This window comes from Hydrogenophaga sp. RAC07 (genome assembly GCF_001713375.1).
Lineage (GTDB): Bacteria > Pseudomonadota > Gammaproteobacteria > Burkholderiales > Burkholderiaceae_C > Hydrogenophaga.
Genome location: NZ_CP016449.1, coordinates 862,405 through 874,788 on the forward strand (window position 1 = coordinate 862,405; position 12,384 = coordinate 874,788).

At 67.9% G+C, this 12,384-nt stretch carries 14 protein-coding genes and 1 riboswitch; of the genes, 7 read left to right on the forward strand and 7 right to left on the reverse strand.

Features of this window, described 5'->3' with window-relative positions; all coding sequences use genetic code 11:
* Nucleotides 1-25: 25 nt before the first annotated feature.
* On the forward strand, nucleotides 26-745 hold the full coding sequence (locus BSY239_RS04030; protein ID WP_069045713.1) for a Crp/Fnr family transcriptional regulator: 720 nt from the start codon (nucleotides 26-28) through the stop codon (nucleotides 743-745).
* 28 nt (nucleotides 746-773) lie between these two features.
* Here BSY239_RS04030 and BSY239_RS04035 read toward each other — a convergent pair whose 3' ends face one another.
* Entirely contained in the window at nucleotides 774-1,028 is a 255-nt protein-coding gene (locus tag BSY239_RS04035; RefSeq protein WP_069045714.1) for a CsbD family protein, read from the reverse strand.
* 174 nt (nucleotides 1,029-1,202) lie between these two features.
* Between BSY239_RS04035 and BSY239_RS04040 the strand changes: the two genes are divergently transcribed.
* The 3 genes from BSY239_RS04040 to BSY239_RS04050 all read left to right on the forward strand — a co-directional run bounded on the left by BSY239_RS04040 (nucleotide 1,203) and on the right by BSY239_RS04050 (nucleotide 3,939).
* A complete protein-coding gene (locus tag BSY239_RS04040) occupies nucleotides 1,203-1,625 on the forward strand; it encodes a DUF4398 domain-containing protein (RefSeq protein ID WP_069045715.1) in 423 nt (140 codons plus the stop codon).
* 20 nt (nucleotides 1,626-1,645) lie between these two features.
* Nucleotides 1,646-2,557 (forward strand): OmpA family protein, encoded by a 912-nt coding sequence (locus BSY239_RS04045; RefSeq protein WP_069045716.1) that lies wholly within the window; start codon nucleotides 1,646-1,648, stop codon nucleotides 2,555-2,557.
* An 89-nt stretch (nucleotides 2,558-2,646) separates the two neighbouring features.
* Nucleotides 2,647-3,939, forward strand: a complete 1,293-nt coding sequence (locus BSY239_RS04050) for a cation:proton antiporter (protein WP_069045717.1) — start codon at nucleotides 2,647-2,649, stop codon at nucleotides 3,937-3,939.
* A gap of 16 nt (nucleotides 3,940-3,955) precedes the next feature.
* Here BSY239_RS04050 and BSY239_RS04055 read toward each other — a convergent pair whose 3' ends face one another.
* From BSY239_RS04055 to BSY239_RS04070, 4 genes are read right to left on the reverse strand one after another with little or no spacing between them, the layout of a single operon-like run.
* Nucleotides 3,956-4,873: a thiamine phosphate synthase gene (locus BSY239_RS04055; protein ID WP_069045718.1), complete on the reverse strand. Its 918-nt coding sequence runs from the start codon at nucleotides 4,871-4,873 to the stop codon at nucleotides 3,956-3,958.
* Nucleotides 4,870-5,676 (reverse strand): thiazole synthase, encoded by an 807-nt coding sequence (locus tag BSY239_RS04060; RefSeq protein WP_069048760.1) that lies wholly within the window; start codon nucleotides 5,674-5,676, stop codon nucleotides 4,870-4,872. The genes BSY239_RS04055 and BSY239_RS04060 overlap by 4 nt, the downstream gene beginning before the upstream one ends.
* A gap of 8 nt (nucleotides 5,677-5,684) precedes the next feature.
* Nucleotides 5,685-5,882: a sulfur carrier protein ThiS gene (thiS, locus tag BSY239_RS04065; RefSeq protein ID WP_069045719.1), complete on the reverse strand. Its 198-nt coding sequence runs from the start codon at nucleotides 5,880-5,882 to the stop codon at nucleotides 5,685-5,687.
* Nucleotides 5,883-5,889: 7 nt separating this feature from the next.
* Nucleotides 5,890-6,978: an FAD-dependent oxidoreductase gene (locus BSY239_RS04070; protein ID WP_069045720.1), complete on the reverse strand. Its 1,089-nt coding sequence runs from the start codon at nucleotides 6,976-6,978 to the stop codon at nucleotides 5,890-5,892.
* A 32-nt stretch (nucleotides 6,979-7,010) separates the two neighbouring features.
* Between BSY239_RS04070 and thiD the strand changes: the two genes are divergently transcribed.
* Complete coding sequence (gene thiD, locus BSY239_RS04075) at nucleotides 7,011-7,850, forward strand: bifunctional hydroxymethylpyrimidine kinase/phosphomethylpyrimidine kinase (RefSeq protein WP_236944132.1); 840 nt, start codon at nucleotides 7,011-7,013, stop codon at nucleotides 7,848-7,850.
* Nucleotides 7,851-7,870: 20 nt separating this feature from the next.
* On the opposite strand, the gene BSY239_RS04080 is transcribed toward thiD, so the two are convergent.
* Together BSY239_RS04080 and BSY239_RS04085 are read right to left on the reverse strand one after the other, a co-directional pair.
* A complete protein-coding gene (locus tag BSY239_RS04080) occupies nucleotides 7,871-9,193 on the reverse strand; it encodes a purine-cytosine permease family protein (RefSeq protein WP_069048761.1) in 1,323 nt (440 codons plus the stop codon).
* A 70-nt stretch (nucleotides 9,194-9,263) separates the two neighbouring features.
* Nucleotides 9,264-9,374: riboswitch (TPP riboswitch) on the reverse strand.
* A gap of 150 nt (nucleotides 9,375-9,524) precedes the next feature.
* Nucleotides 9,525-10,466: a LysR family transcriptional regulator gene (locus BSY239_RS04085; RefSeq protein ID WP_069045722.1), complete on the reverse strand. Its 942-nt coding sequence runs from the start codon at nucleotides 10,464-10,466 to the stop codon at nucleotides 9,525-9,527.
* Nucleotides 10,467-10,539: 73 nt separating this feature from the next.
* Here BSY239_RS04085 and BSY239_RS04090 point away from each other — a divergent pair, with 73 nt between their 5' ends.
* Nucleotides 10,540-11,250: an HAD-IA family hydrolase gene (locus BSY239_RS04090; protein ID WP_069045723.1), complete on the forward strand. Its 711-nt coding sequence runs from the start codon at nucleotides 10,540-10,542 to the stop codon at nucleotides 11,248-11,250.
* Nucleotides 11,251-11,283: 33 nt separating this feature from the next.
* Entirely contained in the window at nucleotides 11,284-12,375 is a 1,092-nt protein-coding gene (locus BSY239_RS04095) for a class 1 fructose-bisphosphatase (protein ID WP_069045724.1), read from the forward strand.
* Nucleotides 12,376-12,384 lie beyond the last annotated feature (9 nt).

The window sequence follows — 12,384 nt, forward strand, 5'->3', positions numbered from 1 at the left end:
ATGAGCCGTCACGGAGCAATTCCAAATGAAAGCCGCAGTCAACCCCCGTCACAACCAGTTGCTGGCCTGCCTGCCCGACGCCGAATGGCAGCGCCTGAAGCCGATGCTGGAGCTTGTCGACCTGCCGCTGGGCAAGGTGCTGTACGAATCGGGCGAACGCATCGAACATGTGCATTTCCCCACCCGTGGAATCGTGTCGCTTCTCTACGTGCTGGACAGCGGAGCCTCTGCGGAAATTGCGGTGGTCGGCCCCGAAGGTGTGGTGGGCATCTCCGTCTTCATGGGCGGTGGTTCCACACCGAGCCGCGCCGTGGTGCAGAGCGCGGGCGAAGGCTACCAGCTACCCGCCGATGCCATCAGGGAAGCGTTCGAACGTTCCAGCGCGGTGATGCGTTTGATGTTGCGCTACACGCAAGCCCTGATCACGCAGATGAGCCAGACGGCGGTGTGCAACCGCCACCACACGCTGGACCAGCAGCTGTGCCGCTGGCTGCTGCTGAGCCTTGACCGGCTGCCCGGCAACGAACTCGTGATGACCCAGGAACTGATCTCCAACATGCTCGGTGTGCGCCGCGAGGGCGTGACCGAAGCCGCTCTCAAGCTGCAAACCGCCGGCATCATCCGCTATGTGCGAGGCCGCATCACGGTGCTGGACCGTCCCAAGCTGGAGAAGCGCACCTGCGAGTGTTACCAGGTGGTGAAACTGGAATACGACCGGCTGCTGCCGGACCTCGAAGCGGTTTGAAGCTCCCCGCGAGGGGAGCTCCAAGGCATCAGAGCTTGCGGTTCTGCGCGTGCTCGGCGTCGGTCGAGATGTTCAACCACGAGTCGTCGGCGCTGCTCTCCCAGGCCTTCACCTGCTCTTCGGCTTCGTCCTTGGCAATGCCGTAGCGCTCCTGGATCTTGCCGGCGAGCTGGTCGCGGTGGCCGGCCACCACGGTGAGGTCGTCGTCGGTGAGCTTGCCCCACTGCTGCTTGGCGCGGCCGGTGAGTTGTTTCCAGTTGCCTTCAATGGTGTCCCAGTTCATGCGATGTCCTTTGGTTGGGGGCGATTTCAACAAGCACGGATGTGCGAACCGCTGCGTCTGTTTTATGAGGATGCGAGCTGGCGGGTCTGTGCGGCACAGCACCGACGCACGCAGTCGGCCCGCCCATGCTTGGTCTGTCGGCCAGCTCGGCCTTGATGACAGAAAGACATTTCGATGCACACCCCGTTCACACCCCGCGTTCAGGCCCTGGTCACACCCGCACGCCACCAGGTCGTGCGCCTGTTTGGCCTCACCGCACTCACCGCGCTCACGTTGTCGCTGATGGCTTGCGCCACCCGCATCCCCGCGCCCACCCAGGAGCTCGCGCTTTCACGCGCCGCGATCGACGCCGCTGCGCGCGCCGGTGCCGCCGAACTGGCGCCGACCGAACTCAACATCGCGCGCCAGAAGCAGGTGATGGCCGACACCGCCATGACACAGGAACAGTTCGATCGCGCCTTGCTGCTGTCGAACGAGGTGCAGGTGGACGCACGGCTGGCCGAGGCCAAGGCCCGCAGCACCCGGGCCAACCGGGCCGCCGGCGAGATTCGTGAAGACGGCCGCGCGTTGCGCCAGGAAATCAACCGCGCCCAATGACAACAACAACAGGACTCCCCATGAAAACCATGCACCGCTTTGCACTCTCGCTCACCGCCCTGGCCGTGGTGGCTGGCTGCAGCACCACACCACCCACCAACGTGCGGCTCGACCAGGCGCGGGAAGATTTCCGCACCGTGCAAGCCGATCCGCGTTCGCAGAACCAGGCCCCGGCCGAACTGCGCCAGGCCGCCGACGCACTGACCGCGGCCAACACGGCCGCGAGCAACCGCGAAGACGTGGCCCAGGTGAACCACCTGGCTTACGTGGCTTCGCAGCGCGCAGCCATCGTGCGTGAAACAGTGAACTACAAGACCGCCGAGTTGAGCGTGGCCAATGCCGGTGCCGCGCGCACCAGCGCCCAGCTGCAGGCCCGCACGCAAGAAGCCGACGCCGCCCAGCGCGCCGCTGCCGAAGCACAGCGCGCCGCAGCGGAAGCACAACGCAGTGCCAGCCTGGCCCGCACCGACACGGTGGAGGCGCAGCGCCAGGCCGCCCTGGCGATGGAGCGCAACCGCATGCTCGAAGCGCGCATGGCCGAGCTCAACGCCAAGCAGACACCGCGTGGCCTCGTGATCACGCTGGGCGATGTGCTGTTCGACGTGGACCGCTCCGCGCTGCGCCCCAACGGCATGCGCATGGTCAACCAGCTCGCCGAGGTGCTCAAGGCCGACCCGCAGCGCACCGTGCTGGTGGAAGGATTCACCGACAGCACCGGCGCCGACGCCTACAACCAGACCTTGTCCACCGAGCGAGCCGATGCCGTGCGCGTGGCCTTGCTGGCGCAGGGCATTGCCTCCAACCGCGTGGTCTCGCGCGGCTACGGCAAGGCCAATCCGGTGGGCAGCAACGACACCGCCGCCGGCCGTCAGATGAACCGGCGCGTCGAGATCGTGCTGTCGGACGAGAGCGGCCAGATCAAGGCGCGCTGATCCACCATGCACGGGTCCTTCGCCAGCCCGTGGCTTTGTGATCGAGGCCGCTGTGTCCCGCCCGGGATGCAGCGGCCTTGCTGCTTGGCATGACCACCGCGCACTGGTTCCTCTTTGTCGGCGCGCTGCTGCTCGTGATGGGCGTGACGCCCACCTTGCTCAAGCGTCTGCCCATCACGCCCGCCATGCTCTACCTCGCGGTGGGCCTGCTCATGGGGCCCACCGTGCTCGGTGCTTTCAGCTTCAACCCGTTGAAGGAGTCGGCCCTGCTCGAGGTGCTGACCGAGGGGGCGGTCCTGATCTCGCTGTTTTCGGCCGGTGTGAAGATGCCGGTGCCGTTCAATCTTCGGCAGTGGCGCGCGCCGCTGCTGCTGGCCACCCTGTCGATGACGCTCACCGTGGGCCTGGTGTCGGCGTTCGGCGTGTGGGCACTGGGCCTGCCGCTGGGCGCCGCGATTTTGCTCGGCGCCATCGTGGCGCCCACCGATCCGGTGCTCGCCACCGACGTGCAAAGCCGCCACCCGGGCGACCGCGACCAGTTGCGCTTCACGCTGACCTGCGAGGCCGGACTCAACGACGGCTCGGCCTTTCCGTTCGTGATGCTCGGCCTGGGTTTGCTGGGTCTGCACAACCTGGGTGAGAACGGCACGCAGTGGCTGGTGCTGGACGTGGTGTGGGCCACGGTCGGTGGCATCACCATCGGCGTGCTGTGTGGCGTGGCGCTGGCGCGTGTGGGCTGGTGGCTGCGCGGCGCGCCGCGGCGTCACGAGCTGCTGGACGACTTTCTCGGCCTGGGCCTCATCGGCGTGGTGTACGGCCTGAGCGAGTGGCTGAACGCCTGGGGTTTTCTGGCGGTGTTTTTCGCGGCCGTGGCGCTGCGCCAGACCGAGATGCGGCTGTCGCGACGGGCACATGAAGTGGCCGAAGCCGAGGCGGCGGCGCACCTGCCAGCCTGCGCACCCGACGGCGGGCCGGCGTCCACCGTGAGCCAGGGCGCATTGGTGTTCAAGGAACACCTGGAGCGCCTGTCCGAACTCATGCTGGTGCTGCTGCTCGGCGGCGCGCTTTACCGCGACTCGTGGAGCTGGGCGGCGGTGGGTCTGGCGCTGTTCCTGTTTTTCGTGGCACGCCCGTTGAGCGTGTTCATCGGCCTGCTCGGCACCCGCGCCATCTCCCCGGTGCGCGGCATGACCGCGTGGTTCGGCGTGCGCGGCATCGGCTCGCTGTACTACCTGATGTACGCCATCCAGCACGGCCTGCCCGAACCCCTGGCACTGCAGTTGATGCAGCTCACGCTGATCGTGGTGGCCATGTCCATCCTGATGCACGGCTTCAGCGTGAAACCGCTGATGAACCTGGTGTGGCGGCGCGGCGCGGATTGAACGCCGCTTGCGGCCTTCAGGCCGGTTTGAGCGCGGCCTTCCAGGTCGCCACCGCCGCGTCCAGATCGGGTGCCGACATCAGCGCGCGCACCACGCCCACCGAGCCCACGTCGGCCTTCATCACCTCGGGCAGTGAAGCCAGGTCGATGCCGCCGATGGCCACGCGCGGGGTGTCACGCAGCAGCTTCGAGTACATGGCGAGCCGGCCCGTGCCTTGCGGTGCGGTGGCCATCTGCTTGAGGGTGGTGGGAAACACCGCGCCCATGGCGATGTAGCTCGGGCTGTGCTGGTCGGCGATCAGCATCTCGGCGTAGCCGTGCGTGCTCAGGCCCAGGCGCAGGCCGGCGTCCTTGATGGCCTTCAATCCGGCCGGTGTCATGGCCTGCAGGTCTTCCTGGCCGAGGTGCACGCCGTAGGCGCCGGCTTCGATGGCGAGCTCCCAGTGGTCGTTGATGAAGAGGCGTGCACCGGTGCCCTTGACGCCCGCCACCGTGGCCATGACCTCGGCGCGCACAGCCGAGGCATCGCCCGACTTGAAGCGCAGCTGCACCGTGGGCACACCGGCGCGCGCCATGCGGATGGTCCACGCGGCGTCGGGCATCACGGCGTACAGGCCGAGTGTCTGGGGGCAGGACGCAAACGCATCGCTGCGGGGCATGGGGGCCATGCCGAAATCGACCGCTTCCGTGGGCCACTGTTCGGGGTGGAATTCGCCCGTGCGCAGCGCCTGGCGGGACCAGGCTTGCGCGATGCACATCGCATCGGCCGGCACAAAGCCCAGCTGGTGCGCGGCTTGCAGGGCGGAGGCAAACACCAGGTCGTCCACGTCGCCCTTGAGCGCTTCCGCGCCGGGCACCAGCGGCAGGGCCAGTGTGGCCTCGTGGGCCCGCGCAATGGACTGCGCCATCACCATCACGTTCATGCCGGCGTTCATGGGTGGTGCCAGAACGGGGTGCCGAGCACGGGGGTGCTGGGTTGGGCGCTGTCCTGCGCTTGCATGGCGCCCGACCGGTACGCCGCGCGGCCTGCGCGCACAGCGTCGGCAAACGCACCGGCCATGTCCACGGGGGACTGGGCGAGTGCCACGGCGGTGTTGAGCAGCACGGCGTCATAGCCCCACTCCATCACGGTGCAGGCGTGCGACGGCAGGCCCAGGCCGGCGTCCACGATCAGCGGCACCTTGAGGCGCTCGCGCAGCAGGCGCATGGCGTAGGGGTTGACCGGACCGCGGCCGGTGCCGATGGGCGCGGCCCAGGGCATCACGGCCTGGCAGCCCACGTCGACCAGGCGCTGGCACAGCACCAGGTCTTCGGTGCAGTAGGGCAGCACCTTGAAGCCCTCGTTGATGAGCTGGCGCGCGCAGTCCACCAGGTTGAGTGTGTCGGGCTGCAGGCTGTAGTCGTCGCCGATGAGTTCGAGCTTGATCCACGGCGTGTTGAACACCTCGCGCGCCATCTGCGCGGTGGTGATCACCTCTTGCGCGCTGTGACAGCCGGCGGTGTTGGGCAGCACCGGCACGGCCAGCTCCTGCAGCAGTTTCCAGAACGCCGCACCCGCCTCGGGCTGCACCGCGCCCTGGCGGCGCAGCGAGGCGGTGAGCATGGCGGGCTGCGCGCGGCGCACGGCCGCTTCCAGCGTGGCGGGCGAGGGGTAGCGCGAGGTGCCGAGCATCAGGCGGCTCTGGAACACCTCGCCGTACAGGATCAGCGGGTCGTCGTGGGTGATCGGATTGGTCATGTCCATGTTCAGCCTCCGGTGATGGGCGCGATGATTTCGATGCGGTCCCCTTCAGACAGCACCTGCTGTGCGTAGGCGGTGCGCGGCACGAACTGCAGGTTGACCGCCGCGGCGAACACGGCCGGCGGATCGCACACGCGCAGCGCGTCGGCCAGCGTGGCGCCCTCGGGCAGCTCGCGGGGTTCGTGGTTGATCAGGACGTTCATGGGGGGTTCAGTGGGCGGTGTGCTGGAGCGACAGGCCCCATTGTTCGGCCAGCGCAGACCGTCCATTGTCCATGGCCTGCAGGGCGGCATCGAGCATGGCCGGGGCGATCAGGAAACCGTGGCGGTACAGGCCATTGATCTGCATGCGGCGCGGTGCGCTCAGCCGGATCCCGGGCAGGTTGTCGGGCAGGGTGGGGCGCAGCTGCACGCCCATCTCGATGATGCGTGCTTCGCCAAATCCGGGGTGCACCGTGTAGGCCGCGCTCAGCAGCTCCAGCGTGGAACGCACGCTCGCGGGCGACAGGTCGTCGGACTCGATCTCGGTGGCGCCGATGACGAACATGCCACCCGGCTTGGGCGCGATGTAGAGCGGGTAACGCGGGTGCAGCAGGCGCGTGGGGCGAGACAGGCTCACGCCCGGCGCATGCACCCGCGCGACCTCGCCGCGCACACCACGCAGCGCGCCCCACTGCGGCTGGGCACCCAGGCCGCGGCAGTCGAACAGCCAGGTGTCGGGGCCCGGGTCCACCTCGGCCGGGCTGCGTGGACTGTTCCAGTGCACGGTCACCCCGAGCAACAGCATCTGGTGCGCGAGTGCGGCCAGCAGTTCGCGGTTGTCGAGCTGGCCTTCCTGTGGCAGGTACAGGCCCTGGGCGAAGCGGTGGTCGAGCGCGGGCTCCAGCGCAGTGAGCTCGGCGGCATTCAAACGCTGCGCGTGCGGCAACGAGGGCAGGGCGGTGGTGGTGCGCGCGAGCTGGCCCGAGAAACGTTCGGCCTCGGCCGCGTCCTGCCGGTGCCACAGCACCACGGTGCCGCTTTGTTGAAAGAACACCGGCTGCGCCAGCGTGGCCAGCAGCTCTGGCCAGCGGGCCAGCGCGTGTTGCCCCATGCGCACCACCGGCAGTTCGGTCACCGCCGACTCGGCCAGCGGCGCGAGCATGGCGGCAGCCACGCGCGCAGCGGCGTTTTCGGCCAGGGGGCCGCCGGCGTCGAACACCTCGACCCGGTGGCCGCGCTGCGCCAGCGCGCAGGCCAGCAGCCGGCCCATGAGGCCGGCACCGAGCACCACAGCGGTGGAATTTCTGTCGATCGTCATGAATGTCCTTGGGCACTGCGAGAATGCGCGCCATGACCACTGAACCCCAACGCTACACACGCGTCCTGTCCATCGCCGGCTCCGACAGCGGCGGTGGCGCCGGCATCCAGGCCGATCTGAAGACCTTCGCGGCGCTGGGCTGTTACGGCATGACGGCCATCACCGCGCTGACGGCGCAGAACACGCTGGGCGTGAGCGCCATCCACGGTGTGCCGCCCGAGATGCTCAAGGCGCAGCTGTGCGCGGTGTTCGACGACATCGGCGTGGACGCGGTGAAGATCGGCATGCTGCACGCGCCCGACATCGTGCGCACAGTGGCCTGGGCACTGAAGCACTACGGCGTGAAACAGGTCGTGCTCGACCCGGTGATGGTGGCCACGTCGGGCGACACGCTCATCACGCCCACGACCGTGCAGGTGCTGGTGCACGAGCTGTTCCCGCTGGCCACGGTGATCACACCCAACCTCGACGAAGCCGCGCTGCTGCTCAGCCGCACCATCGATTCGGCGGACGAGCTCGAAGCCGCCGCGCGCGATCTGTTCGCCATGGGCGCGCCGGCGGTGTTGCTCAAGGGCGGGCATCTGCCGGGCATTGAAGTGGCCGATCTGCTGGTCACCGGCGTCGGCCCGGTGCAGCGACTCGCTTCGCCGCGCATCGACAGCCGCAACACCCACGGCACCGGCTGCACGCTGTCGTCCGCCATCGCAGCCCATCTGGCGCTGGGTGAGCCGCTGGACCAGGCCGTGGCGCTGGCGCGCCGCTACATCCTGCAAGCCATCGCGCAGGGCGCCGACGTGTACACCGGCGCCGGCCATGGTCCGCTGAACCACGGCTTCGCGCCGGTCCCGCAACACAAGCGGGCACGGGGCTGAAGCGCTGCGCGGCTGGTCCATCAGGCCCGGGCGGGGGTGAGGCCACCCGCGTTGCGCGGCCTTGAAAGCGCGGCCAGCGCAAACGTGAAGGCCAGGGTGGGCAGGGCAGAGCCGAGGTCGGGTGCGTACTGCTTGAGCAGGTGGTAACAGGCGATGCCGGCCACCCACACCGCCGCCGCACTCCAGTCCACCGTGCGCGCGGTCACGCTCGGCACCACCGCGCCACTGCCCAGGCGCCCCAGGATCACGCCGTAGAGCGGCACGAACACCGAACTGAGCAGCAGCAGGAAGGGCTCGATCGCGTGGATCGGCAGGAACAGCGCGAGCACCGTGCACACGGCGGCAAACGCCAGGCCGGCGCGCTTGATGCTCCAGCGCGGCTGCAGGCTGTGCACCGAGACCGCGCCCGAGTGCGCGTCGCCGTAGGCGTTGTCCATCTCGTCGAGCAGGATCAGGCCGAGCGCGATCAGGCCGCCTTGTGCGAGCAGCAGCGCGCCCACGAGGTTGGTGCCCGGCTCCACCGTGCTCACCACCAGCACACCCAGCGCGTAGCACCAGATGTTGGCCAGCGCATAGCCCAGCCAGGTGCCGCCCAGCGTGGTGGCGGCGCGTTTGCCGTGGCGCGCGTAGTCGGCCACCAGCGGCAGCCACGACACGGGCATGGCGATCACGAGGTCCATGGCGGAGAACAGGCCCATGCCACCCGCACCCGGGCGGTTCCAGAACGCGTCAAAGCCCTGCGCTTGCAGGCGGGTGCCGAACTGCCAGGTGAGCCAGGCCAGTGAGGCAATCACCAGCGGCAGGCCGAAGCGGCTGACGAACTTGCGCACCAGCTTGAGCATGGAGCCGGCCATGAGCGCGATCAGCACACCACCCCAGAGCAGCGTGGCCAGCAGCTTGCCGCCGGTGCCGTCGAGCAGGCCACCGGGCTCGCTGCCCAGCGCCTGCTTCAGGATGGCCACCGTGCCCTCCTGCATGATGACCAGCTCGAAGGTGGTCCAGCCGACCAGCTGGGCGATGTTGAGCAGCACCGGCAGGCGCGCAAACGCGCTGCCGTAGGTGGCGTGCATCAGGCCGGCGCTGGCCAGCCCGGTCTGGCAACCCAGCCGCGCGGTCCAGGCCAGCAGGCCGGCGCCGATGAGCGAGCCCAGCACGATGGCAATGAGCGCGTCTTGCGTGCCCACGGCCGGCACCAGGTAAGCGCCGATCTGCATGACCAGCAGGCCCGTGCCCAGGCTGAACCAGAGTGCGGCGTGTTCGTGGAAGTGGAAGACCCGGTCGCCCTGCGGCACGGGGGTGAGGGCCAGGTTGGCCGGTGACGAATGCGAATGGTCGGATGCCATCAATTGCTCCATGCAAGTTGAGGCAGGTGGGCTGGGCAGACGCCACCGGGAGCGCCTGATGGCGGTGGTGGACGGTATCGGCCTGCTTCCCTGCGCGAGGATTACCTCAATCAGGTTCAAAGGGACTTTCTCAGTCGCACCCGGGGTGAAAAACCCCGGGACAACACCCCTAGCGGATGTGCCTTGCGGCACGGGGTGGAGTATACGAGCGCGGACCACGCGCAGCGGGGGAGCGTGGGGGCACCGATCCGGCGCCGGGCCGCCCCAAGCCGGATCAGCCCCCTCGGGGGGCAGCGGACCACGCGCAGCGGGGGAGCGTGGGGGCTTTTTTTTACCCTGCCGGAACGAGTCGCATGAAGCGGCCGTACTCGTCGGCCAGAAAACTCTCCGCGCGCTCCAGCATGAAATAACGAAACGACTCCGCCGCCGGCGACAGCAGCTTGGACAGTGTGTGCACCACGTTCCAGCCGCGCAGCACCGGGCTGCCTTCCACGTCGAGGATGGCGATCAGCTTGTGCTCCAGCTCCAGGCCGATGGTGTGCAGCGACAAAAAGCTGATGCCCATGCCGGCCATCACCGCCTGCTTGATGGTTTCGTTGCTCGACATTTCCATGACCACGCGCGGTTCCATGTGGGTGCGCTCCAGAAACTGCTCCAGCGCGGCGCGCGTGCCCGAACCCCGCTCGCGCAGGATGAACCCGTAAGGCTTGAGCGAATCGACCGTGGGGTGGCCCACCTTCAGCAGGGGGTGGTCGACGGGGGCCACGAACACGTGGGGGTGGGCGGCAAACGGCTCGGCGCGTGTGGCCAGCTCGGTGGGCGGGCGGCCCATGATGGCGATGTCCACCTCGTTGCCGTGCAGCATCTTCACCAGCTGCTCGCGGTTGCCCACCGCCAGCTTGATCTCGATGCCCTCGTGGTCGCGCTGGAACTCCGCCAGCAAGCGGGGCAGGAAATACTTGGCCGTGCTCACCATGCCGATGGTCAGCGTGCCCACCTCCAGCCGCTGCAGCCGCGCAGCGGCGTCTTCCGCGTCTTTCAGCGTGGCCAGCACCTTGCGCGCGTAGACGAGCATGTATTCGCCCGCTGTGGTCAGCGAGACCTGGCGGCCCCGACGGTCGAACAAAGGCAGGCCCACATGGCCTTCGAGCTCCTTGATCTGCATGGTCACGGCCGGCGGTGTGAGGTGCAACACCTCGGCCGCGCGGGCAAAGCTGAGGTGGCGCGCCACCTCGTTGAACACGCGCAGCTGGCGGAAGGTCGCGTTCTTCATTCAGGTTTAACTTAATCGAAATTCAACGAAACTTGAATTTACCTTAGTTCAAGCCGTCCCTACAGTGGATCGCATGCTCAAAGCCCTGATCTTCGATGTTGACGGAACGCTGGCTGACACGGAAAGCGTGCATCTGGCCGCGTTCAATCACGCGTTCGACATGGAGCGTGTGGGCTGGCACTGGGACACCGCGCTGTACACCCGGCTGCTGGAGATCAGCGGCGGCAAGGAGCGCATGCTGCACCACTGGCGCAGCGTGCAGCCCGACCTGACCGAGCTCGGCGCCGGCGCGGTGCAAGCCACCATCGACCGCCTGCATGAGCTCAAGACTGCGCACTACGAGCACGCGGTGCGCGCCGGCGCGGTGGAGCTTCGCCCCGGCGTGCTCGCGCTGATGAACGAAGCCCGCGCGCAGGGCCTGCACCTGGCCATTGCCACCACCACCTCACCGGTCAACATTGCTGCGTTGCTCCGGGGTGCCATCGGACCGGACTGGCGCAGTGAGTTCCTGGCCGTGGGTGATGCGTCTTCCTCGCCCATCAAGAAGCCGAATCCGCAGGTCTACCTGCAGGTGTTGGGCGACATGGGTTTGCCGGCTTCGCAGTGCCTGGCATTTGAAGACTCCGCCAACGGCCTGCGCGCGGCCACCGCCGCCGGGCTGCGCACCGTCATCACACCCAACAGCTTCACCGCGCACCACGATTTCACGGGCGCCCTGCGCGTGGTGCCCGACCTCGGCTCGATCGGACTCGCGCAGCTGCGCGAATGGCACACCCGGGGCTGAGCTTGCCTGCACGACAACAACGAGAAACGACCGATGCCCTTGTCCAAACGCTCCACCCTGACCCAGTTCCTGATCGAGGAGCGGCGGCGTTACCCGCACGCGAGTGGCGACTTCAACGCGCTGATCCTCGATGTGGCGCTGGCCTGCAAGGCGATTGCGCGCAGCGTGGCCTTTGGCGCGCTGGGCGACATGCTGGGCAACCACGGGGGTGGCGACAGCGTCAACGTGCAGGGTGAGACGCAGAAGAAGCTCGACGTGATCAGCAACGACATGTTCATCAAGGCCAACGAGTGGGGCGGGCATCTGGCGGGCATGGCGTCGGAAGAAATGGAGCAGCCGTATCCGATTCCCACCGAGTACCCGCGCGGCAAGTACCTGCTGGTGTTCGACCCGCTGGATGGGTCGAGCAACATCGACGTGAACGTGTCGGTGGGCAGCATCTTCAGCGTGTTGCGCGCGCCCAAGGACGTGATCGACTCGGGCCGCGAGGTGGTGGTGGACGACTTCCTGCAGCCCGGCGCGCAGCAGGTGGCCGCGGGCTACGCGCTCTACGGCCCCACCACCATGTTCGTGCTCACGGTGGGCAGCGGGGTGTACGGTTTCACGCTCGACCCCAACCTCGGTGAATTCAAGCTCACGCACCCGCACATCCGCATTCCGGAGGACACGCACGAGTTCGCCATCAACGCGTCGAACAGCCGCTTCTGGGAAGCGCCGGTCAAACGCTATGTGGACGAATGCCTGGCCGGCAAGACAGGGCCGCGCGGCAAGGACTTCAACATGCGCTGGATCGCCAGCATGGTGGCCGAGGCGCACCGCATCCTCATGCGTGGCGGTGTGTTCATGTATCCGCGCGACACCAAGGACACCAGCAAACCCGGCCGCCTGCGCCTGCTCTACGAAGCCAACCCGGTGGGCATGCTGATGGAGCAGGCCGGTGGGCGCGCCAGCACCGGGCGCGAGCCCATGCTGGGCGTGAAGCCCACCGAGCTGCACCAGCGCATCGGCCTGGTGTTCGGCTCCAGAAACGAGGTGGAGCGCATCGAGCGTTACCACGCCGAACCGCAGACCTTCAAGGGCGACAGCAATCCGCTGTTTGCCGAGCGCTCTCTGTTCCGCGACTGAGCACAGAAC